We start from the raw sequence: 23,281 nt of genomic DNA on the forward strand, positions 1-23,281 counted from the left end.
CTATCCTTATTCCATCACGTAGCCGTAAGACCCCGAGAAGTCTTGCTTGGCGATTTCGGCCGCAACACCGGTCGTCGGAGCCGAGGATTTGGCGGTTTTCCCAAACAGGAACAGGTCTTTTTCGGACGGCGGGCGAATGCGGTCCGTCGGGACTGCCAGGAACTCGCCGCGTGTGGGCGTAACCAGATGGGCCGAGACAATGATGACAAGTTCGGACTGGCGACGCTCATATTCCGTCGAGCGGAAGAGGGCACCCAGAACCGGCAGATCACCAAGCCACGGAACTGATCCGATTGCATCCTGGAAATCATCTTCGATCAGGCCCGCGATGGCGAAGCTTTCACCGTCACGCAGCTCGACCGTTGTCGACGTTTCGCGGCGGCGGAACGAGTTCAAGATCAAACCGCCATTCTGATAACTGACCGAGCTGTCCAATCCGGACACGGCAGCCTTGAGCTGAAGGTTGATCACGTCATCCGTCAGCACGGTCGGCGTGAAGTTCAGTTCAACACCAAAGGGCTTGTAGTCGACGGCGATGGCGCCGTCTTCCTGCGCAACCGGGATCGGGAATTCACCACCTGCCAGGAACGATGCTTCCTGTCCCGACAGGGCCGTCAGGTTCGGTTCCGCCAAAGTGCGAATTACACCTTTAGATTCAAGGGCTTCTAGAAGAATTCCAACTTGGAAGCTGCCAGCGTTGAAGCCGAGGGTCGTAACCCCCTCCTGGTCGCCACTAACAATAATGTCCGTTGCGCCCGACAGGGCGTTTCCGTTTTGCAGCCAGGTACCTGTGGTGCCACCAATGGCGAGGCCGCCAGCGGAACCGCCCAATTGCACCGAACTCGAAAGCGCTTTGCGGACCGAGCGGGCCATTTCGGCAAAGCGTACTTTCAGCATCACCTGTTGGGTGCCGCCGACGCTCATCATGTTCGACACGCGCTCTGGCGCGTAGCGGTTCGCAAGGTCAAGAGCCAGCATCATTTGTTGCGGAGAACTGACCACGCCAGACAGCACAATGCCGTCATTGGCGGTGCGCACTTCAATTCCTTCACCGGGAAGGATCTGACGCAGACGCTCTTTGAATTCGCTAATGTCGGGCGTGACATGCACTTCGACGTTGCTCAGAAGCTTACCATCTGGCCCCAGAAGGGTCAGTGTGGTGCGTCCGGGTGTCTTGCCCAGCACATAGATGGTGCGGTCAGACAGGGTCGAAATGTCTGCGATACCTGGGTTTGCGATGGAAAGTTCCGCAAACGGATTGTCGCTTTCAACGACTACGGCGCGGTTCATCGGAACCTTCAATGCGCGCGATGGGCCGGTGTCGGTAACACGAAGAGTTTCCGCGAGACCTGCTACAGGTGCGGTTCCAACTCCTAACGACAGACCCAATAGGGCCGCCTTGATAAAACGATCGATCTTCATGTGATCCTGCCTCTCTGATCACCTATATGTTTGGGGTATCCGCTTAAGGCGCGATTTCCCCTTTGCTCGTTGACAATGTAGCCCTCTTGTTGGGGCAATCACCGCTTATTAGTCGCAACACTGCGACGGATTGACTGAAAAATCAACAATCAATGACGTTAAGACCGGGGCTTATGTGTGCCTAACGCAACACTTATTCCGACTGCGCCCCGGTTGGGTCTTCTCGCGCTTGCCTTAGTTGGGGCAAGGGATGGTAGTTTCGATGATCTCGGCGCCGCGACGTGTGCGGATCGTACAGCTTTGTGCCTTCGGTGTGTTGATCTCGCCGATAATCTCGCCCTGACCAACTTCAACAGCAGTTGAGGCCGTTTCGTCTTGAGCACCAACCAGTGCAAGCGATAGGCGTCCGCTGGCTTGAGCCTGTGCCAATGCTGCAACTTGTCGGGGTGTAACCTCAACGGTGACCGTTCGTGCGATGGTAGGGGCGGCGCGATCGCTATCAGCGATCTGGTCGACGGCGATCAGATCAACATTGGCCAAAATCAGTTTGGTAATAGCCTCGGATACCCCGGCTTCGTTCACGCCAGAGCCGGACCAGTACACATCAACCCGATCACCCGGGCGCAGAAATCCTGACACGCCTGAACTGACGTCCACACGAATGGCGAATGCGCGCATACCTTGGGTCAGGCGTGATGAAACCCCGGCATCGGCACCCGGCCTTGATACCTTGACGGCCATCAGGGCTTCGTCCTTCTCCATGGCGCGGATCACGGTACGGAAATTACGTTCGCCTTCGGGGAAGATTTCTTCCATGGTTTTGAACGTTCCTTCCGGGATTGCGTTTTCGGGCCATCTTACGGCACGAATGTCCTCGGCCGTGATCTGCTGGCCGTAACGCAGAGTGCGGTTGACGACAAAGACATCAACTGTCGGAACGATTGCGCTACGCGCCGCGCGCTCGGCATCCAGCTGTGCTTGATATCCCCCAATGAAATCGCGCGCCATATATACGGCGAAGCCAGCCAGGCCGACACCGACCACCAAGACCAGTCCGAAAATCAAGCGCATCCGAATTCCTTTCGTGCATATCAAACTACCGTCTGCGTGCCTGAACCTGATTGTGTCCGAAGACTTTGTCCAAATCAGAGACAATACGCAGAGTCAGGGCGAAAATCACAGGAAACGGCAATAATTTCCAGCCCATAACGCATGAACGACTGAATTAATGAGAAAATGTGATCAGAGTGTCAACTCTGCACTTATAGGTTGGAGGGAGTTGTCGATGCCAGTCGTCGGCCGCGGCGCCCCCGTAAAAAACAAAAGCCCCACCTGAAGGTGCGGCTTTCATATTCTTTTATCAGCAACGTTAGTGCGACATTACACTCATTGCCGATAGGCTTGACGAAATTTTGTCAGCTAGTGACGTCGTTCCGCCTGAAACCGAGGTCAACACTGCCATACCGAGACCTACAACAGCTGCCGTCAGGACAACCCAGTCTACAGTTACAGCGCCGTCTTCGTCGGCCTTAAAGGTTTCGATCATCTTAAATAGTTTCAGAACACTATCCTTTACTAGTTAGATTACGCCAAGCCGAAAATCTTAGTGGGACATAACGCTCATTGCGTTCAGTTCCGACGAGATCTTGTCGGCCAGCGAGGTGGTACCGCCGGACACGGAGGTCAGAACGGCAATGCCAAGGCCAACGATGGCTGCGGTCAGTACAACCCAGTCTACAGTTACAGCACCGTCTTCGTCAACTTTGAAGGTCTTGATCATCTCGAACAGTTTCATGGTATCTTCCTCAGGTTGGGCGTTCAGGATTTGTAAACGTTATGCGGGAGAACTCCTGCATTCGGTTCAACATGGCAACAATAAGCCTTTGGAATAAGGCAAGAATTGGGCAGGTTTCGTACGTTTTCTTGCTTTGAATGTATTTTTTTTCCCGCATTCCGTAATGCATTGTTAATACTTGTTAAATTAGAAAGTTCCTTAAGGGGAACTGCCAATGATTTTAACAGCATACTGTGCTGAACCAGTTGGACTCTAGGAAAAACTAGCGCTTCTTCCCTCAATCTGCGAGAAGTGAATCAGTCAATGAGATAGAGCAGAGAACCGCAAAATGCGGCGAGTAATGTATATCGGCACGGTCTGGGTGCTTGGCTTGGCAGGGGTTGCTTTTGGGCAAGATACCCCGCCGCCATATCCTGACTTCACATTCAAACGCGTCACTGTCCCGCAGGCTGGCGCCGGGAAACGTTTGACAGTTCAGATCGATCCCGAAGAACAGGCCGCGGCACTTACAGTGCCAGAGAAGGCCAGCGCTGAACCGGCAGCGCAAACCGAGTTTTCTTTGCCCGCTCCAACCGAATGGGATTGGTTCTGGCAGGATGTATCTCCAAAGCTTTCAGACATCGGTCCTATGAACATTCGCAAGGCCATCACCGCGATTGCCGAACGCGACGGGATCAACCAGCCCAGGTTGCAGCATCTTCAAGAGATTGCACGTGCCCACGGAGCAGAGATCCTGCGCGTGACCGTTGGTACACAGGTGTCTCCGGCGCTTGTGCTGGCTCTGATCTCGGTCGAAAGTTCGGGGCGCGAAGGCGCGGTGAGCGGAGCGGGGGCAGAGGGTCTGATGCAGTTGATCCCGGCCACGGCCGAGCGGTTCGGCGTAACCGACAGCGCTGACCCTGCGCAGAACATCAAAGGGGGCGTGGCCTATTTGGAATGGCTGATCACGCATTTCCAAGGCGATCCGATCTTTGCGTTGGCCGGGTATAACGCGGGCGAAAACGCGGTGGCCGAGCATGGTGGGGTCCCGCCCTATCCTGAAACACGTGCCTATGTGCCCAAAGTATTGGCTGCGTGGCAAGTCGCGCGCGGATTATGCATTACACCGCCCGAGCTTTTGACAGATGGTTGTGTGTTTACGGTGATGGGAGCCCCCTCGAATGGGTGACGACGTACAAATGAAACCCTTGGTTCTGGACATTGATGGGACCTTCCTGCGCACAGATATCCTCTTCGAAAGTTTTTGGTCGGCCTTGGGCAAGGATCCCATTCGCGCGCTCAAGGTGAGCTTTCTGACTCTAAAACAGCCCGCGCGCTTGAAAGCTGAGCTTGCCGAGATCGCAGATCTGCGAACCGATCTTCTTCCCGTCGAGCCTGAGGTCGTCGAGCTGGCAGATCAGGCCAAATCCAAAGGGCGCGAAGTCATTTTGGCCTCGGCCTCGCACAAGCCCTTGGTTGAACAGTTGGCGCGTGACCACGATCTGTCGCCGCGTGTGTTTGCCTCGCACGGACAGACCAACTTGAAAGGTGACCGCAAAGCCGCCGCGTTGGTCGAGGCCTTCGGCGCACAAGGGTTTGATTATGCCGGAAACGCGCCCGTCGATCGGGCGATCTGGTCCAAGTCGGATCACGCCATCGTCGTCGGGGATGCCGCATCCGCGCGCCAGATCGAGGCGCGGGGCCAGTCCGTCACGCGGATCAAAGGCGGCTGGCGGCTGGCCGATGTGCTGCGGAGCTTCCGTCCGCATCAATGGGTTAAGAACGTCCTGCTGCTGCTGCCAATGATCGCGGGCCATGCGTTTGACATGCCGACATTGATCGCCGCGTTCCTTGGGATTGTTTCCTTCTCGGCCGCGGCTTCGTCCATCTATCTGGTGAATGACCTGCTGGATCTGGAAGCAGATCGTCTGCATGTCAAAAAGAAGAACCGGCCCTTTGCGTCGGGTGCGGTGCCGATCCAGATTGGCATGCTCTGCTTCATGCTATTGTCCGCCATCGCTTTGGGCGTGGCTGCCGCGCTGTCTTGGACATTCCTTGGGGTGGTCGCGTTCTATATGGCGATGTCGCTGGCCTATTCGCTCAAACTTAAACGGATGCGGTGGATCGACATCGCGGTTTTGGCCTCGCTCTACACGCTGCGTGTCGTCGCAGGTGCGGCCGCGACCGGGATCTATATCTCGGGCTATCTGCTGGTCTTCATCTTCCCGGTTTTCCTTGCACTTGGCTGCGTGAAACGCCTGACCGAGCTGACCTTGGCAACGTCGGATGAACGCCTTCCGGGGCGCGGATATGGCCGCCCAGATCGCCCCGACCTTCTGAACGTCGCAGCCCTTGGTGTGGTCGCCGCGCTGGTGGCCTTTTTCCTCTATTCTTTCACCCAGCAAGCCATTGGATTGTACAAAACCCGCTGGCTGATTTGGGTGGCCGAAATCCCCTTGGCGTGGTGGCTCATTCGCATGGTGTCTCTGGGCTGGCATGGCAAGCAGGATTACGACCCGATCGTCTTTGCCATGAAGGACAAACGCGGGATCGGATTGATCCTGATGACTCTGGCCATCATGTTCTACGCGGCCGGTCTTTGGCAGCAGTGGTTCGGGGTCGGGGGCTGACGGCCCCAGTCAAAATGGTGCAGTCAAAGCAAGTTGGGGTCCCTATGGGACCCCGTTTGTTTTTTGATCCAACGGGATCTTGGGCCCGTAATCCAGATACCAACAGAAACTGGAGTGAACCCATGAAAAACCTGACGATTTACGTATCGACCCTGCTGTTGCTGGCAGCCTCGCCCGCACTTGCTGGAAAGAACAATCCCGAAGAAGCCAAGGCCATGGCATCGGCTTTGAAGGGCGGAGGAGGCGGCAACAACTCGCCCCTGAAAGACGCCCTTGGCCTAGAAGGCAATGGCGGCGTGGCCAAGTTCGTGTCCGGCGGCGGCAATGGCGGCTGGGGCAATGTCGGCTCGACGCTGACCGGAGCCCCGGGCGTGTCCGTATCGGGCCGCTAATCCCAAGAAACAAAGCCCCCACGTTACGGTGGGGGCTTTGTGGTCAGATCGACATTTTCTTGAAGATAAACTCGGGGATGTGCCGGATAATCAGCATGATGTAGCGCCAGAAAAACGGCGTATAGATCACGTTCTTCTGCTTCTCGACCGCTTTCAGAATGTCCTTGGCCACAGCCTCGGGTGCTGCGACAAGAAACATTCCCTCGACAGTCCACGTCATGGCAGTATCCACGAAGCCCGGCTTTACCGTCACCACATGCCCGCCTGAACGGGTCAGGCGATTGCGCAGGCCGGACAGATAGGTTGCAAAGCCCGCCTTGGCCGAGCCGTAGACATAGTTCCCGATCCGCCCACGATCCCCCGCGACCGAGCCCACGCCGACCACAGTGCCGGCGCCGCGCGATTCAATAATGGGGGCCAACTGGGTCAGGAAGGTCGCAGGGCCGGTGTGGCTGTCTTTGATCACCCCGTCGATCAGGCGGGGATCGGCGTCGATCGCCTCTTGCGGTGGCATCGACCCCACGAAGACAGCAGCGTTGATCACGCCCTCCATCTGTTCGGCGCGCGCGATGATCGGGCCGAAAGTGGCGCTGTCACGGGCATCGAATTTCATCGCAACCGCCTCGACCCCGCGCACGGACAGGTCCGTGGCCGAGCGATTCAGGTCTTCCATATCGCGCCCCGCCAAAATGACGCTTGCGCCTTGATCCGCCACCGCATTGGCGAAGGCGCGCGCCATCGAGGACGTCGCCCCCAGAATGATCCAGCAATTCTGTGTCATGACGCACCTCCTGCCGTGCGCAGATCAAGCCGCCGCACCATGTCGGTTTCAAAGGCATGGTCGGGGTCGGCCTTGTTTACCGCCTTCACCCAATCGCCATGCTCCGGATACATCGCCTTGATCGCGGGGCCGGTGGCCAGCGCATCCTTGGCCAGATAAAGCCGCCCGCCCGCATCCACGGTCATGTCTTCCAGCATCCCGATCAGCTCGGGTGCGGCATCGCGCGCCGGGAAATCCACGGCCAGCGTATAGCCTTCCATCGGGAAGCTCATATGCCCCGCGCGCCCCGGTCCCATGCGTTTGAGGACGGCAAGGGGCGAGGCAAGGCCAGCCCCGGCAATCTCGGACAGCATCTTTTTCAGCGCGTCCGCCTGATCCAGCGGGACGACGTTTTGGAACTGATAGAACCCGCGTTTGCCATAAAGGCGATTCCAGTCGTGGATCTTGTCCAGTGGGAAGAAGAACTCGTCGATCCGCTTGACCGACGACCGGCCCGAGGTCGGCACGCGTTTGTAATACGCGTTGTTAAACGTGCGCACGATGGGACCAGACAAGGCAAAACCCGGAGCGTCCATAGGCACTTTCTTCGACGGTTTTGCCTTGGGCAGCAGACCGGCGGCCAGTTCGGCCTCTTCGACGATGCCGCGTCCAAGGTTTGCGCCCGTCGCGGTGGCGTCGATCCAGCCCACGCAATAGCAGGCTTGGCTCGCGTCCAGCAGGGCCAGGTGCGCGTCCCAGTTTTCGGCCCGTTGCTCGGTCACCATCATCACGTCGCCGGGGCAGGGTTTCAGCTGCAGCTTCGCCTCGGAAATCACGCCGGTCTGCCCGATCCCGCCCATCGTGGCGCGGAACAGGCCTGCGTTTCGGTCGGGTGTCGCGACCGTGCGTTTTTCGCCGTTCAACAGAGTAACCGACAGCACATGCTGGCCAAAGCTGCCTTCCTTGTGGTGGTTTTTGCCATGTACGTCCTGCGCGATGCAGCCGCCCACGGTGGCAAAGCCTGTGCCGGGCATGACCGCGGGCAACCAGCCTTGCGGAGCGAAGACCTTGGCCAGCGTGGTGATGGTCACGCCCGCCTCGACCGTCACGACACCAGTCTCGGCGTCGAAATCCAGAATGCGGTTCATGCGCGTCATGTCGATGGCGCGGCCCCCATCATTCAGGGGCGCGTCGCCATAAGAGCGGCAATTGCCAATCGCAGGGCAGGCAGTGTCCGCCAAGGTGCTTTTCAGCGTGCTGGCGCGTTCAGGTCGCGCCAGTTCTGCCGTGGCTGTGCGCACGCGGCCCCAGCCCGAATACTCAGTTGTTTTCCAAACCATGATGATGTCTCAGTGAAATTCTCTCGGCGAGGGGGAAGACCAAAAGGCCGATCCCGATCGCGAACCAAAGGGTTGTGACGCGGATGATGGCGGTGGCGGGCAGGCTGGTTTCAAGCGGCACGCCCTCAAGTGCTAGAAGGGCAATCATAGCGGCTTCGGCCCCACCGACACCGCCGGGGGCACCGGTCAGGCCGCCTGCCAAAGTCGAAAAGACGAAGATGGCGACCGCCTTCGCAAAGCCAATGTCAGCCCCCATCCACATCAGAAGTAGGTGGAAGGCATAGCCCTCGGCAATCCAGCCGATGACGCCGATCAGCGAGGCGATGGCGATCAGAGTGGGCGAGGTGAAGGCCGTAAGCGATTGGGCGGCACGGCGCAGTTTGGCCCAAAGGCGCGGAAGACGGCCCGTCAGGCGGTGGCCCAGCGTGGCGAAGCCCGCCAGAAGGCGGGGGCGGGTGGCAGCGAAGGCGGCAATCAGGGCCAGTATCGTTACAGGCAGGCCGCCCGCAATGCCGGTGGTCGAAAAGGCCAGTGCCAAACCGAGGATCAGCGCCATCGCGGTCAAATCCGACGCCCGGTCGATCAGCATCAAAGGGGCAGTGCGCTCAAAGCTCCAGCCGGTTTCGCGTCGCAGCCAGCGCATCCGCACCAGCTCGCCCACGCGGCCCGGGGTGACGGACATGGCAAAGCCGCCAAGGAAATGGCGCATGTCCTGAACCAGCCCCGTGGGCAGGCCCAGTTTGCGGGCGAAAACGTGCCAGCGGAGGCCTCGAAACAGGTAGTTTACAAGGCTCAGCGCCAGAAGAATGGCGAACTGCCCCCAAGACAGTTTCATCAGCTGCGCGCGGGTTTCTTCCCAGCCAGTCGCCGCTGCCAAGCCTATCAGTCCCGCCAGCACCAGCCCAAATAGCCCCAGCAAAACAAGCGTATCCCGCAACCGTTTGTTCGCGGCCGGGCGGGTTGATTGTTTCCCTGTGGTGGACGATGCCATGTTTGCGCTGCTCATTGTCATTGCCCGACTTATCGCCGGGGATTGAGGCGAGATTATGAAAGCTGACCAGCAATTACGAGGGGAAAAGTTGGGTTATTTCCGCATGCGGGCCTAGTTCGGGGTCAGACGCAGCAGACGCCCGCGGCGTCCGTCCTCAAGCACCCACAAAGCGCCGTCCGGCCCCTGTTCGACCTCGCGCACCCGTTCGCCCCAGCTGTAGCGCTCCAGCTCTTGCGCGCCTTTCCTGTTCAAACTCACGCGGATCAGGGCGCGGCTGACCAAGCCCCCGATCAGCGCCTGCCCCTGCCAATCAGGGAATAGTCCGTCAGACCAGATCACCAGCCCCGAGGGCGCGATGCTGGGCACCCATGCGGCTTTGGGCGCGATCATGTCCGGGCGCGTGTCGTGGTTGGGGATTTTAACCCCGCTATAGTGGTTACCCTCGGACACCACAGGCCAACCATAGTTGCGGCCGGGTTCAATCAGGTTCAGCTCATCGCCATGGCGCGGTCCCATCTCATGCGCCCAGAGCTGCCCGTTGGTGTCAAAGGCGATACCAAGCGAATTGCGGTGTCCCAGCGTCCAGAAGGTCTTGGCCAAGTCGCCGTGGTTGTGAAACGGGTTGTCCGTCGGGACCGATCCATCGTCGTTCAGTCGAATGAGCTTGCCCAACGCCTGCGTCATATCCTGTGCCGGCTCCATTTCCTGCCGGTCGCCCGAGGTGATGAACAGCTTACCCTCATGCGGGCCGCCCGCTGGTCCAAACGCCAATCGGTGCGAGAAATGCCCGCGCCCGGAATATGCGGGAAACTGGCGCCAGATCTCTTCATAGTCGGTTAGTTTGGGCTCTGCGGACAGATCCAAACGCGCGCGGATCACCACGGCTTGACGTGTGCCGAATTGGTCTCCTTTGTCGACGAAAGACAGGTAGATCAAGTCGTTATCCGCGAAATCAGGATGTGGTACGACGTCCCCCAATCCACCTTGCCCCCCATCCAGAACGCGCGGTACACCAGCGACCTGAAAGCGCGCCCCATCTTGACCGACCAGCCATAACCGGCCCGGCTTGGTGGTCACCAAAAGCCGTCCGTCGGACAGGAACGTCATGGCCCACGGGTGGTTGAACTGGGTGATGCTGCGGGCTTGCAAACGTCCGCCCTGATCGCCATCGATCTGAAATGCAGTCGCGGTGAGGGGCAGCAGAAAGAGGCCTAGACAAGAGGCGCAAAGGGCAAGAAGACGTTTCATATCACACCAAGGGTTCGCGAAAACTGATGGGTGAATGATGACCCCTGATGTGCTGTGCGCCCAAGTCAAAAAGACGCGAGCGCACAAAAAAGCCCCCATGGAGGGGGCTTTTTAAAGCTTCGTATGCGCTTAGTTGACGATGGTCGCCTCGGTCGCGGCGCGCAGTTCGTCTTCGGTCACACCCTCGGCGGTTTCAACGATCTTCAAGCCACCTTCGACCACATCCAGCACACCCAGGTTGGTGATGATGCGGTCCACGACCGACTTGCCGGTCAGCGGCAGGGTGCACTCTTTCAGCACTTTGGAATCACCATGCTTGTTGGTGTGATCCATCACGACCACCACGCGGCCAACACCGGCCACAAGGTCCATCGCGCCGCCCATACCTTTAACCAGCTTGCCGGGGATCATCCAGTTGGCGAGGTCGCCATTTTCAGCCACTTCCATCGCGCCCAGGATCGCCATGGCGATCTTGCCGCCACGGATCATGCCGAAGCTCATCGAGCTGTCGAAATAAGCGGTCTGAGGCAGTTCGGTGATGGTCTGCTTGCCTGCGTTGATCAGGTCGGCGTCAATCTCATCCTCGGTCGGGAACGGACCCATGCCCAGCATGCCGTTTTCCGACTGCAGCGTCACGGTGACGCCCTCGGGGATGTAGTTGGACACCAGCGTCGGGATACCGATGCCGAGGTTCACATACCAACCGTCTTGCAGTTCCTGTGCCGCGCGGGCGGCCATTTGATTGCGGTCCCAAGCCATGTCTTAAGCCTCCCGGATGGTGCGTTGTTCGATGCGCTTCTCGTGCTCGCCTTGGATGATGCGATGCACGTAGATGCCCGGCAGATGGATCGAGTCAGGATCCAGCGAGCCGGTCGGCACGATTTCTTCCACCTCGACCACACAGGTCTTGCCACACATGGCGGCAGGCGGGTTGAAGTTGCGGGCAGTCTTGCGGAAGACCAGGTTGCCGGTTTCGTCGGCTTTCCAGGCTTTCACGATGGACAGATCGGCAAAGATGCCTTCTTCAAGGATGTAGTCTTCGCCGTTGAAGGTTTTCACTTCTTTGCCCTCGGCAATCACAGTGCCCACGCCAGTCTTTGTGTAAAAACCGGGAATGCCGTGACCCGCCGCGCGCATGCGTTCGGCCAAGGTGCCTTGTGGGTTGAACTCGAGCTCCAGCTCGCCCGAGAGGTACTGGCGCATGAACTCGGCGTTCTCGCCAACATAGGACGACATCATCTTTTTGATCTGCTTTGTGTCCAGCAATTTGCCAAGCCCGAAGCCATCAACGCCGCAGTTGTTTGAGGCGATGGTGATATCCTTAACACCGCTCTCGACCAGCGCGTCGATCAGCAGTTCCGGAATGCCGCACAGGCCAAAGCCGCCTGCGGCAATCAGCATGCCGTCAGTCAAAAGCCCGTCCAGAGCTTCGGCTGCGCTGCCATATACCTTGTTCATGAAAGTTCCCTCTCGTCTATTTCGCTGCTTTTCTGGCGTTCGCACGGCGCAGAGTCAACGAAACAGGGGGGGAATAGACGGTTTCGAGTATTTCTACCAAGTCGCTACTGCGACCCTCTGCGTAATTTTATTGCGTCATGCCGTATTCTGCTCACAATAAGATAACACGGGTAACGGAGAGGAAATGGGACAGCTGGTTTTTACATTCGAGATGGGTGTGGTCTGCGCCATGTTGGGCTTCACAGTATTCCTTTTTGTCTCTGAGGTCGTGCGAATAGACTTGGCGGCCATCCTTGTTCTGGTGATCTTGGGCATCCTCAGCTATCACCCCACGCTCACCAATCTTGCCGATGTCAATCAGCTGTTTAACGGGTTTGCGTCAAACGCGGTGATTTCAATCATTGCCGTGATGATCGTAGGGGCCGGGCTGGATAAGACCGGGATCATGAACAAGGTGGCGGCGACGATCATGCAGCGTGGTGGCGCATCGGAAAAGCGGATCCAGCCTATTGTCGCGGCCACTGTTGGGGTGATCTCAAGCTTCATGCAGAACGTGGGCGCGGCAGCTTTGTTTCTACCGGTGATCAGCCGGATCTCTACGCGGTCGGGCATTCCTATCAATCGTCTGGCGATGCCGATGGGATTTTGCGCGATCCTTGGCGGCACGATGACCATGGTGGGGTCGTCGCCACTTATTCTGCTAAATGACCTGCTGCAAACCGCCAATGACAGCCTGCCTGACGGGCAGAAGATGGAGCTTTTTAGTCTGTTCTCTGTGGCTCCGGTTGGCGTTGTTCTGGTTCTTAGTGGGATCCTCTATTTCTTGCTGCTGGGGCGTTGGGTGCTGCCGGAAAGTGGCTCGGTCAGCGATACGTCGGTGGGGCAGGGAACGTCGGATTACCTTAAGCGTGTCTATGGTCTGACCGCCTCGGTCTATGAGGTTGAAGTGCCCGCGGAAAGTCCACTGGTCGGGCAGATTTTGGCGGATGTGAATCTGGAAAACCACCTCTACATCATTTCAACCTTCTATCGTGGCAAGACCTCGATGGTGCAGGTGCTGACTGCTGAAATTGCGGCGCCTTGCCGTTTGGCGATCATCGGCAAGAAGGACGAGGTAGACAGATTTGCCAAGAAATACGGACTGATCGTGCGCCCGCAACTGGATGTGTTTACGGAAGAATTTGCCGCCACAAATGCAGGTATTGCTGAACTTGTAATCCCGCCGGAAAGCGACCTTATTGGCAAATCCCCGCGTGAGCTGCTGCTGCGTAAGACCTATGGCCTGTCTCTTTTAGCGATCCACCGCCGTGAAGAAACGCTAAGCCATGTGGAAACCGATGATCACGAACCCACTGCGATTGGTGTTGAGAAGTTCGAGCTGGGCGACATGCTGGTTGCACATACCCGCTGGGACAACCTGACCCGCCTTCAGGGCAATCAGAATTTCGTCATCATGACCTCGGATTTCCCGCAAGAGGAACTTCGCCCGCACAAGGTGGGCTGGGCCATGCTGTTTTTTGCGGTCTCGCTATCCCTTATCCTGTTCACCGATGTGCGCCTGTCGCTGTGCCTGCTGACAGGGGCTGTCGGGATGCTTTTGTCGCGAGTGCTATCGATTGACGAGGCCTATAACGCAGTGGGATGGAACACGGTGTTCCTGCTGGCCTGCCTGATCCCATTGGGGCAGGCGGTGCAGAACACGGGAACGGCCGAATGGATTGCGCAGCAGATTCTGACGGCGCTGGATGGTTGGCCAATCTGGTCGCTTCAAGCCGGGATTGCAGTGCTGGCCACTGGTTTTTCGTTGGTGATGTCCAATGTTGGCGCCACAGTTTTGCTGGTGCCCTTGGCGGTGTCCATCGCAGTGGCAGCAGGGGCCAGTCCCGCGCTATTTGCCCTGACCGTGGCAATTTCGACGTCGAACTCTTTCATCATCCCAACCCATCAGGTGAACGCGCTGATCATGGGGCCTGCTGGGTACAAGGTAAAAGATTTCGTCAAGGCGGGGGGGATAATGACAATCCTGTTCCTGGTGATTTCGCTGATCATGCTGAACCTCGTGTTCTGACCATAGGATGGAGGGTCAACGGAACAGGCCGCTATTGCCGGGGCGAGGGCAATTCACCCCGCCAGACTAGGTAGCGCGAATTGTTAGCTGGCAAGTGCTATGGCAAGCGCGTGCACGGCCATGTAGATCACGATCAGCGACCCGATGGTATAGAACGTCGCCCGGACCTCGTGTGTTTGCTTGGTGGCATAGGCGACGAAATGGGCCAGGCGCGCCGCAACAAAGCCATACATCAGCAGTTGCGCCAACAGCAGGCTGGGATCGGTCACCACGAACAGAAGGCCCGCGATCAGGAATGCGGGAATGTTCTCAAGATCATTACGGTGCATGCGGCGCGAGCGGTCGACATAGTCGTTCACGTCCAGCTGTTCCGGGTGCGGGTCTGTGTTCAGGATGCCTTGTTGCACGTCCTCCGGACTGGCAAGACCGCTGTTGCTTTTCATCATCCGATAGACCGTCATCCAGCCCTGTCCCATGATCTTGAGCACCATGAGCGCGGCGGCGATTACGTAGGTCTCAAAAACGGGGTTCGTCAAATCCAGCATGTCCAATCTATCCCTGAAATACGGCGTTGCACGGCGCAATTTCCAAGCGCTGGATCAACGATAGGGACAAATACTAAGTGAGGCAAATTGTGGTACGCGGAGCCGGGTTGGCAGCCCGGCTCTCGCTGGTTAGCTTGCCTTTTTCTTCGCAGCGGCCTTCTTCTTCGGCGCGGCTTTCTTGCGGGCGGGCTTTTTCTTCGCAGCCTTTTCCGCGATCCAGCCTACGGCCATTTCCATGGTGACGTCGGCGGGTTCGACCTCTTTCGGGATGGTGGCGTTTACCTTGCCCCATTTCACGTAAGGTCCATAGCGCCCTTCCAGCACGTTCACCGGTCCGCCCTCTTCCGGGTGTTCGCCCAGTTCTTTCAAAGGCTTGGCGGCAGCAGCGCCGCGGCGTCCCGGATTGGCGCGTTTGTCGGCCAGCATTTCGACCGCGTGGTTCATGCCCACATCGAACATCTCGGTCCATTGCTTGAGGCTGACATAAACCGGTTTTTCGTCATCCGGAAACTTGTGCATCAGATAGGGACCAAACCGGCCAAGGTTCGCGGTGATCCGCCCGCCTTCCGGGTGGTCACCCACGTGGCGCGGCAGCGACAGAAGTTGCAGCGCGCGTTCCAGATCGGTTTCTTCCTTCGGCCAGCCGCCATTGCGGGCCTGCGGCAGCGAGGTGCGCTTGGGGCGCTTGTTTTCCGGCGTGGCTTCTCCGCGCTGCACATAGGGGCCATAGCGGCCATCCTTCAGCCAGATCTCGTCATCGCCATCGGTGCCCAGAAGCTTCTCTTCGCCTTCAGCGCCTTCACCCGCGATCGGGCGGGTGTAGTTGCATTCCGGATAGTTGCCACAGCCGACGAACCCGCCAGTACGCGAAGTTTTCAGGTGCAATTGTCCGGTACCGCATTTCGGGCAGATGCGCGGATCTGTGCCGTCTTCGCGCGGCGGATAGAGTTGGGGCGCCAGCGCCGCGTCCAGCTTATCCAAAACCTCGGAAATCCGCAGCTCGGACGTTTCGGCAATCGCGGCCGAGAAATCCCGCCAGAAGCGTGCCAGCACTTCCTTGTAGTCCATGTCACCCGCCGAAATCTCGTCGAGTTCCTCTTCAAGGTTCGCGGTGAACTCATAGCCCACATACTGGCGGAAGAAATTCATCAGGAAGATGGTGACGATCCGGCCTTTGTCCTCGGGGAACAGGCGGTTCTTGTCCTTGCGAACGTACTCGCGGTCTTGGATCGTGGTGATTACCGACGCATAGGTCGAGGGGCGACCAATGCCCAGCTCTTCCATGCGTTTAACCAGCGTCGCCTCGGTGTAGCGGGGCGGGGGCTGGGTGAAGTGCTGTTCGGGCGAGATAGTCTTTTTCTCGGCCTTTTCGCCTTCCATGATCTGGGGCAGGCGCTTGTCGTCGTCATCCGTCACCTGATCGTCGCGGCCTTCTTCATAGACCTTCAGGAAGCCTTCGAACACAACCACTTGCCCCGTGGCGCGCAGCACCACTTGCCCGTCATTCGAACCAACATCCACGCTGGTTCGCTCGAACCGGGCGCTTTCCATTTGGCTGGCGAGGGTCCGCTTCCAAATCAGGTCATAAAGCTTGCGCTGATCGGGTTCCAGCTTGGCCAGTTGGCCTGCATCCACGGTCATATCCGTCGGGCGGATACATTCGTGCGCTTCCTGTGCGTTCTTGGCTTTGTTTTTGTAAATCCGCGGGCTGGCTGGGATAAATTCCTTGCCGTAACGGTCAGAAATGGCGTCACGCGCTGCGGCTACGGCCTCGGGCGCCATATCGATGCCGTCGGTCCGCATATAGGTGATATACCCCGCCTCATATAGGCGCTGGGCGGTCGACATGGTCTGACGTGCGCCAAAGCCGAACTTGCGGCTGGCTTCCTGCTGCAGGGTCGACGTCATGAAGGGCGGCGAGGGGTTGCGGGTCGCTGGCTTCGCTTCCACCGACTGCACCGACAAATCGCGCGAGGTGATGGCCTGCACGGCCAGCTCGGCTGCGGTTTCGTTTTCAAGGTCGTAACGGTCGAGCTTGTGGCCCCCCAACACCGTCAGGCGCGCCTCGAACTCCTGCCCGCGCGGCGTCTGCAGAAGCGCCTTTACCGACCAGTATTCACGGGCGTTGAACGCCTCGATTTCTTCCTCACGCTCAACGATCAGGCGCAGGCACACCGACTGCACACGGCCTGCAGACCGCGCACCGGGCAGTTTGCGCCACAGAACGGGCGACAGGTTGAACCCCACCAAATAGTCCAGCGCACGGCGGGCCAGATAGGCTTCGACCAGATCGCTGTCCACGTCGCGCGGGTTCTGCATCGCTTCGGTTACGGCGGATTTGGTGATCGCGTTGAAAACCACGCGGCTGACGGGCGTGTCTTTCTTGACCGCACGGCGCTTGCGCAGCGCTTCTTCCAAGTGCCACGAAATCGCTTCTCCTTCGCGATCAGGGTCGGTGGCGAGGATCAGGTTGTTGTCGTCTTTCAGGGCGTCGGCAATGGCGCGCACATGCTTGGCGCTGTCACGGCCGATCTCCCACGTCATGGCAAAATCGTTGTCCGTATCGACCGACCCATCTTTGGGCGGCAGGTCGCGGACGTGACCGTAGGACGCCAGCACCGTATAGTCCGAGCCAAGATATTTGTTGATGGTCTTGGCTTTGGCCGGGCTTTCAACGACGACTACGGGCATGAACTTCCTCTCGACTCATTCAGGCTGCGCAATACCAGCCCTGCTCTTGAGGGCGTTAGATGGGTTGGGAAAGGGCGGCTTGTCAATGGGCACTCTTCTTATATAGGGGCACATTTCGCCGCGCCCCCGTAGGGGGCGGAAAGTTACGGGCGTTTTTAGGGGGCGGTTGGAACAGATGTGGAACATGCTCTTCCCCTGTGGCGATGGCGTTGCTAAGAAGAGCCTATGAGCAGCATTGATAATGACGATCTGATTGATGATTCCGATGATGGGGTAGGCGCACCGAAAGTGCCGCTGTCGCAGCGCGCGATGGGGGCAGCTTTGGGGGCACGTTCCGCGCCCTATATGGATGGTTTGAACCCTGCCCAACGTGAAGCGGTCGAGACGCTAAACGGCCCCGTCCTGATGCTGGCGGGCGCGGGCACGGGCAAGACCAAAGCCTTGACCACACGGATCGCACATCTGCTGACTACCGGCTCTGCGCGAACCAACGAAATTCTTGCCGTGACCTTTACCAACAAGGCTGCGCGCGAAATGAAGGAGCGTGTCGCGGGGCTGTTGGGCCAGACGGTTGAAGGGATGCCATGGATGGGCACCTTCCACTCGATCTGCGTGAAGCTTTTGCGTCGTCACGCCGAGCTTGTGGGGCTGAAAACCAACTTCACCATTCTGGACACGGACGACCAGATCAGGCTGCTGAAACAGCTGATTGTTGCCAATAATATCGACGAAAAACGCTGGCCGGCACGGCTGTTGTCGGGCGTGATTGACAACTGGAAAAACCGCGCGTGGACACCGGAAACGCTACCGTCTTCCGAGGCGCAGGCCTTCAATGGCCGCGGGCCGGAGCTTTATGCCCAATATCAGGAGCGGCTTAAGACCCTGAACGCGTGCGATTTCGGTGACTTGCTTCTTCACATGGTCACGATTTTCCAGCAGCACGACGACATTCTGACCAAGTATCAAAGCTGGTTTCGCTATATCCTCGTGGACGAATATCAGGATACGAACGTCGCCCAATATCTCTGGCTGCGCTTGCTCGCTGCGGGGCACAAGAACATCTGCTGCGTGGGCGATGATGATCAGTCCATCTATGGATGGCGCGGGGCCGAGGTTGGCAATATCCTACGGTTTGAAAAGGATTTTCCCGGCGCGAAGGTGGTCCGGCTAGAGCAGAACTATCGCTCGACCGCACACATTCTGGCGGCCGCGTCTGGCGTGATCGCAGGGAACGAAGGGCGTCTGGGCAAAGAACTGTGGACCGAGGCCGAGGGCGGCGAAAAGGTGCGCCTGATCGGCCATTGGGACGGCGACGAGGAAGCCCGTTGGGTCGGGGAAGAGATTGAGGCGATGCAGTCCGGTACGCGGGGCATGGCGCCGAAATCGCTGGATGATATGGCCATCCTCGTGCGCGCGTCCCACCAGATGCGCGCGTTTGAAGACCGCTTCCTGACCATCGGCTTGCCGTATCGCGTCATCGGTGGCCCGCGTTTCTATGAGCGCTTGGAAATCCGCGACGCCATGGCCTATTTCCGGCTGGCCGTGTCGCAGGACGATGATCTGGCGTTTGAGCGCATCGTCAACACGCCCCGTCGCGGACTGGGCGACAAAGCGGTGCAGACGATCCAGATGCTCGCCCGCACCAATGGCGTCTCGCTGGTCGAAGGGGCCCGGATCGCTGTGGACAGCGGTGCGATCAAGGGCAAGGGCGGCAAGGGGTTGGACGAGCTTGTCGGTAACTTGGACCGTTGGGCTAAACTGATGCTCGGGCCAGTTCTAGGCCACTTCGATGAAGGCGAAATTGTTACTGAAGAAGGCGATATTGGCCGGGAATTCCGGACCGAATATGGCGAGCCTGAACACACTCACATCGAACTGGCCGAGATGATCCTTGAGGAATCTCGTTACACCGAGATGTGGTTGAACGATAAGAACCCAGATTCTCCGGGGCGGCTTGAGAACCTCAAGGAACTGGTGAAGGCGCTGGAAAGCTTTGAAAACCTTCAGGGTTTTCTGGAGCATGTCAGCCTGATCATGGACAATGACACCGACGACGCGGAAGAAAAAGTCACGATCATGACCCTGCACGGCGCCAAAGGGTTGGAGTTTCCCGCCGTGTTCCTACCGGGCTGGGAAGATGGGCTGTTCCCGTCTCAGCGCTCGATGGATGAAAGCGGGTTGAAGGGCTTGGAAGAAGAACGTCGGCTGGCCTATGTGGGCATCACGCGGGCGGAAGAGGTCTGCACGATCTCTTTCGCTGCCAATCGCCGTGTTTATGGCCAATGGCAGTCGCAGTTGCCCTCGCGTTTCGTCGATGAGCTGCCCGAGGACCACGTTGAAGTGCTGACCGCGCCCGGGCTTTATGGCGGTGGCTATGGCGGCATGTCGGGCGACTACGGTGGCTCGCGTCTGGAAGAGAAAGCCAGCCGTGCGGATGCATATAATTCGCCGGGTTGGAAGCGGATGCAAGCGCAGGGCAATCTGCGCGCGAAACCCGCCCCGAACGAGGCAAAAGGCCTAGTGATCGACGCCACCGCTGTGTCGTCCTTTACACAAGGCGACCGCGTGTTCCACACCAAGTTTGGCTATGGCACCGTGATGGGCATCGAAGGCGACAAGCTGGATATCGAGTTCGACAAGGCAGGTGCCAAGAAAGTCGTCTCGAAGTTCATTGTGCCAGCCGCACAAGCGGGCGACGTTCCCTTCTAACCGCTGACTTCAGACCAACCGGAATAAAAAAAACGGCGCCGCTCGGGAGGAGGAGAGCGACGCCGTTTCCTATTTGGTCGGACCTCTGGGAGGAGGAGTGAGGCCCGGCGCTGTGACCCGGGTCGGGAGGAGGTGACCCGCGTCAGATCGGTTCGTTCCTGGGAGGAGGGTGGAACGCCCCGAAATTTGGGGGTGCGGTGATGTCAGGGAGGAGGAAGACATCACCGCGACCCGAGGACCGTCAGGGAGGAGGAGACAGTCCGAAGATTTTGGGCAGCGAGACCCGGGAGGAGGAGGACCTCGCCGCCATTCATGTTCACCGCCGGGAGGAGGAGAGCGGGGAACAGAAACTCAGTTGCCGTAAACGGCCATGCGGGCGATCAGGCGGATCGAACCGCGACCGATACCCAGATCGTTCAGCTCACGATCGCTCAGGTTGCTCAGTTCCTTGACGGTCTGGCGATATGCCTGGCGCGTGGCGAAGTTGTCTTTCCAACCAGCAATCAGGGAGACGAACCGGTCAGCCAGGCTTGCGTGGGCCAGAATGATTTCAGATGCGTGTGCCATTGCACTTACTCACTTTCGAATGCAGATATCTGCCGGATGGGTGCCCGAAACTCTGGGCAAAACTCTTCTTGTTAGCGACAACGTTATCGCTGTGAGACAAACATGGGGGTTATGCTGCGAATGCACAATACCCCGCAAAAACAAACCCGACATGCGTCTGGCGCATAGGTAAAATAGCCATAATAATAGGCGTTTAGGAGCGATCTGGCTGCGCATTGCCTTCAAATGCTGCAGAGCAGAAAGAATGGCCTTCTGCGTGCCGTAGGGTAAGTTTTCGTCTTAAAGTTCCTGCCTTAAAACTGGGCACTACTTAATGTGGGGTGTGATGGGATGACTGGGCCTTCAAAAGGGGATGAGTGATTCCCTTTGCTGAGATTTGACTGATTGATTAGCCCCTTGCGCGTCCGTAGAAAGTCGCCAAGTAAAGAGGTCAGGATCAAGGAGACTTCAATGGCGGATGTAAAAGACGGGATAATGGGCGCGCTGTCGGCAGTGGCGTTGCCGGATGGTGGCGATCTTGTGTCGCGCGACATGGTGCGTGCGCTGACGGTCGACGGGGCTGCGGTGCGTTTCGTGATCGAGGCGCAATCGCCCGAGCAGGCCGCGGGGTTGGAACCACAGCGCCGTGCGGCCGAAGCCGCCGTCGCCGATTTGCCGGGGATTGAAACCGTATCTGTCATTCTGACTGCGCATGGTGCCGCGCCTGCAAAGCCTGCGCCTAACCTTAAGATCGGCGGGCACCCCAAGCCGCAAGCTGGCCCGATGCCGGTCCCGGGTGTGAAGTCGATTGTTGCGATTGCCTCGGGCAAAGGGGGCGTTGGGAAATCCACGCTCAGTTCAAACCTTGCCGTGGCGCTGGCAAAGCAGGGGCGGAAAGTCGGGCTTTTGGATGCGGATATTCTCGGGCCCTCTCAGCCGCGCATGATGGGGACCAATGAGCGCCCCGGTTCCCCTGATGGTGACATGCTGACCCCGGTCATGGCGCATGGGGTCAAGATGATGTCCATCGGCTTGATGTTGAAATCGGATCGCGAGGCCGTGGTCTGGCGCGGGCCGATGCTGATGGGAGCGTTGCAGCAGATGCTGTTTCAAGTCTCGTGGGGGCCGCTTGATGTGCTGCTGATCGACCTGCCGCCTGGAACCGGCGATGTGCAGCTGACCTTGGCGCAGAAATCGCAGATCACCGGGGCGGTCGTGGTTTCGACCCCGCAAGACGTTGCGCTTTTGGATGCCCGCAAGGCGATCGACATGTTTGAGAAGGTGAAAGTGCCGATCTTGGGGCTTGTCGAGAACATGTCCGCCTATGTCTGTCCGAATTGCGGTCACGAGGCGCATCTGTTCGGGCATGGCGGGGTGAAGGACGAAGCAGTGGCTATCGGTGCGCCCTTCCTTGGGGAAATCCCGCTGTCTCTGGATGTGCGGCTTGCAGGCGACGGTGGAACGCCCATCGCGGCGGGTGAAGGGCCGGTGGCTGATGCCTATGCCAAGCTAGCGCAAGATATGGTGGCACGCGGGATCGCCTGACATCACGTTCAAAGGTTCACCGGGACGCCCGGCGCAGTGATTGCGCTGGGCGTTTTGTTTGGGGTAGGACGCCCTTTGGGAAATCATGGGCGAACCGGTGGGATTTGGTGAGTTTCGCGCTGGGTGTCTCTGGGGTTGCGTGTAAAACACGGCCTGAATTGCGCAATCAGCGCATTACCCCGTCGCAAGAGTGAAAAAAATTGGAATTTATGGGAAAGTTTTATGCTGCGCTAGCAGCACTATATCTTGTGGATTGGTAATTTGCTTAGCCTACATTGCGTGAAAAATTCCTGTTGATTCTGCATTTGCACTTGAATCCACTCGATTTTCCCTGCGCCGCATTGTCTACAGTCCCGCAAAAAACTATTGCTTCCCATGAATTCCCAAGTTATCCATGTATTCAAGATGAGGACGGGACATAAAGAGGCGTAAGACCTCATGACACTCCCAAGTCAGGTTTCATACAGGCACCCGCTTCATCCATCGAAAGAGATCCGGCGCGTACGCGAGCAGACATCCCCCCAGGTGGCGCGCGCAGCTGGGCACCCCGGAAACGGGACAGGCGGCGGATTGGTCAGTGGCAGCAGATCAATTCGCCGTTTTTATTCCAGCCCCATTCAGGGTTGGTGGGACAGTTGATTAAAGGGGGCCGCGCAAGTGGCACGCAGGTTCAGAGGTGAAAGCCACCATAAGGTGGACACGAAGGGCAGGGTCTCGATCCCGGCCCTGTTTCGCCGCGTGCTGGAAGCGGGCGACCCCGATTGGACCGATGGTCTGAACCCCAATCTTGTCATTGTATATGGCGACCACCGCCGCAACTATCTGGAAGCCTACACGATCGAGGCCATCGATGAAGTGGACGACCAGATCGCGCAGATGCCGCGCGGCTCGATGGAGCGCCGCATGCTGGAGCGTCTGTTCAACGGGCAATCCTTCCCCACGACCGTGGACGAAACTGGCCGTTTGGTGCTGCCCGCCAAGCTGCGCCAGAAGATCGGGCTGGACAAAGAAGCGTTCTTTATCGCCACCGGTGACACGTTCCAAATCTGGAAGCCCGAGACCTATGAAGAGGTCGAGGTCGCAAAGACTGAAGAATGGCTGGACGAACAGCCGGATGATTTCGATGTGCTGTCCCTGTTGGGCGGGCAGGGGGATGGCTAAG

The 23,281-nt window shown here is 58.4% G+C and carries 19 protein-coding genes; 7 read left to right on the forward strand and 12 right to left on the reverse strand.

Going from position 1 to position 23,281, the window contains the following annotated elements:
* Positions 1-6: 6 nt before the first annotated feature.
* From MWU53_RS02705 to MWU53_RS02715, 3 genes are all read right to left on the reverse strand, one after another.
* On the reverse strand, positions 7-1,422 hold the full coding sequence (locus MWU53_RS02705) for a type II and III secretion system protein family protein (RefSeq protein ID WP_247090204.1): 1,416 nt from the start codon (positions 1,420-1,422) through the stop codon (positions 7-9).
* A gap of 234 nt (positions 1,423-1,656) precedes the next feature.
* A complete protein-coding gene (gene cpaB / locus MWU53_RS02710) occupies positions 1,657-2,493 on the reverse strand; it encodes a Flp pilus assembly protein CpaB (protein ID WP_247090206.1) in 837 nt (278 codons plus the stop codon).
* Between the two features lie 532 nt (positions 2,494-3,025).
* The gene (locus MWU53_RS02715) at positions 3,026-3,217 is read right to left on the reverse strand and encodes a hypothetical protein (RefSeq protein WP_247090208.1); all 192 of its coding nucleotides are present in this window, start codon (positions 3,215-3,217) and stop codon (positions 3,026-3,028) included.
* 328 nt (positions 3,218-3,545) lie between these two features.
* Between MWU53_RS02715 and MWU53_RS02720 the strand changes: the two genes are divergently transcribed.
* The 3 genes from MWU53_RS02720 to MWU53_RS02730 all read left to right on the forward strand — a co-directional run bounded on the left by MWU53_RS02720 (position 3,546) and on the right by MWU53_RS02730 (position 6,218).
* Positions 3,546-4,385: a lytic transglycosylase domain-containing protein gene (locus MWU53_RS02720; RefSeq protein ID WP_247090210.1), complete on the forward strand. Its 840-nt coding sequence runs from the start codon at positions 3,546-3,548 to the stop codon at positions 4,383-4,385.
* Positions 4,378-5,826: a UbiA family prenyltransferase gene (locus tag MWU53_RS02725; RefSeq protein WP_247090212.1), complete on the forward strand. Its 1,449-nt coding sequence runs from the start codon at positions 4,378-4,380 to the stop codon at positions 5,824-5,826. The genes MWU53_RS02720 and MWU53_RS02725 overlap by 8 nt, the downstream gene beginning before the upstream one ends.
* Before the next feature lie 122 nt (positions 5,827-5,948).
* Positions 5,949-6,218, forward strand: a complete 270-nt coding sequence (locus MWU53_RS02730; protein ID WP_247090214.1) for a hypothetical protein — start codon at positions 5,949-5,951, stop codon at positions 6,216-6,218.
* 43 nt (positions 6,219-6,261) lie between these two features.
* Here MWU53_RS02730 and MWU53_RS02735 read toward each other — a convergent pair whose 3' ends face one another.
* The 6 genes from MWU53_RS02735 to MWU53_RS02760 form a co-directional block, all read right to left on the reverse strand.
* Positions 6,262-6,999, reverse strand: coding sequence for an SDR family NAD(P)-dependent oxidoreductase (locus MWU53_RS02735; protein ID WP_247090216.1), 738 nt, complete (start codon positions 6,997-6,999; stop codon positions 6,262-6,264).
* Complete coding sequence (locus MWU53_RS02740; RefSeq protein ID WP_247090218.1) at positions 6,996-8,318, reverse strand: FAD-binding oxidoreductase; 1,323 nt, start codon at positions 8,316-8,318, stop codon at positions 6,996-6,998. Before MWU53_RS02740 ends, MWU53_RS02735 begins: the two co-directional genes overlap by 4 nt.
* Entirely contained in the window at positions 8,299-9,324 is a 1,026-nt protein-coding gene (locus tag MWU53_RS02745; protein ID WP_348647019.1) for a lysylphosphatidylglycerol synthase transmembrane domain-containing protein, read from the reverse strand. The genes MWU53_RS02740 and MWU53_RS02745 overlap by 20 nt, the downstream gene beginning before the upstream one ends.
* A 96-nt stretch (positions 9,325-9,420) precedes the next feature.
* Complete coding sequence (locus MWU53_RS02750; RefSeq protein ID WP_247090220.1) at positions 9,421-10,557, reverse strand: PQQ-dependent sugar dehydrogenase; 1,137 nt, start codon at positions 10,555-10,557, stop codon at positions 9,421-9,423.
* Positions 10,558-10,686: 129 nt separating this feature from the next.
* Positions 10,687-11,316 carry a 3-oxoacid CoA-transferase subunit B gene (locus tag MWU53_RS02755; RefSeq protein WP_133489537.1) on the reverse strand — a complete coding sequence of 210 codons (630 nt, stop codon included), beginning with the start codon at positions 11,314-11,316 and terminating at the stop codon, positions 10,687-10,689.
* A gap of 3 nt (positions 11,317-11,319) precedes the next feature.
* Positions 11,320-12,015, reverse strand: coding sequence for a CoA transferase subunit A (locus MWU53_RS02760; RefSeq protein WP_108855963.1), 696 nt, complete (start codon positions 12,013-12,015; stop codon positions 11,320-11,322).
* 184 nt (positions 12,016-12,199) lie between these two features.
* Between MWU53_RS02760 and MWU53_RS02765 the strand changes: the two genes are divergently transcribed.
* Positions 12,200-14,083, forward strand: coding sequence for an SLC13 family permease (locus tag MWU53_RS02765; RefSeq protein WP_247090221.1), 1,884 nt, complete (start codon positions 12,200-12,202; stop codon positions 14,081-14,083).
* An 83-nt stretch (positions 14,084-14,166) separates the two neighbouring features.
* Here MWU53_RS02765 and MWU53_RS02770 read toward each other — a convergent pair whose 3' ends face one another.
* Positions 14,167-14,628 (reverse strand): MAPEG family protein, encoded by a 462-nt coding sequence (locus tag MWU53_RS02770; protein WP_247090222.1) that lies wholly within the window; start codon positions 14,626-14,628, stop codon positions 14,167-14,169.
* A 129-nt stretch (positions 14,629-14,757) separates the two neighbouring features.
* Positions 14,758-17,319, reverse strand: a complete 2,562-nt coding sequence (gene topA / locus MWU53_RS02775) for a type I DNA topoisomerase (protein WP_247090223.1) — start codon at positions 17,317-17,319, stop codon at positions 14,758-14,760.
* A gap of 309 nt (positions 17,320-17,628) precedes the next feature.
* On the opposite strand from topA, the gene MWU53_RS02780 reads away from it, so the two are divergent.
* On the forward strand, positions 17,629-20,028 hold the full coding sequence (locus MWU53_RS02780) for a UvrD-helicase domain-containing protein (protein WP_247090529.1): 2,400 nt from the start codon (positions 17,629-17,631) through the stop codon (positions 20,026-20,028).
* A 351-nt stretch (positions 20,029-20,379) separates the two neighbouring features.
* Here MWU53_RS02780 and MWU53_RS02785 read toward each other — a convergent pair whose 3' ends face one another.
* Complete coding sequence (locus MWU53_RS02785; protein WP_247090224.1) at positions 20,380-20,595, reverse strand: DUF1127 domain-containing protein; 216 nt, start codon at positions 20,593-20,595, stop codon at positions 20,380-20,382.
* Positions 20,596-21,045: 450 nt separating this feature from the next.
* On the opposite strand from MWU53_RS02785, the gene MWU53_RS02790 reads away from it, so the two are divergent.
* Positions 21,046-22,119, forward strand: coding sequence for an Mrp/NBP35 family ATP-binding protein (locus MWU53_RS02790; RefSeq protein WP_247090225.1), 1,074 nt, complete (start codon positions 21,046-21,048; stop codon positions 22,117-22,119).
* Between the two features lie 657 nt (positions 22,120-22,776).
* Complete coding sequence (mraZ, locus tag MWU53_RS02795) at positions 22,777-23,280, forward strand: division/cell wall cluster transcriptional repressor MraZ (RefSeq protein WP_247090226.1); 504 nt, start codon at positions 22,777-22,779, stop codon at positions 23,278-23,280.
* The last annotated feature ends 1 nt before the right edge of the window (position 23,281 follow it).

This window comes from Aliiroseovarius sp. S1123 (assembly GCF_023015885.1).
In the GTDB taxonomy this organism is placed as follows: Bacteria; Pseudomonadota; Alphaproteobacteria; order Rhodobacterales; family Rhodobacteraceae; genus Aliiroseovarius.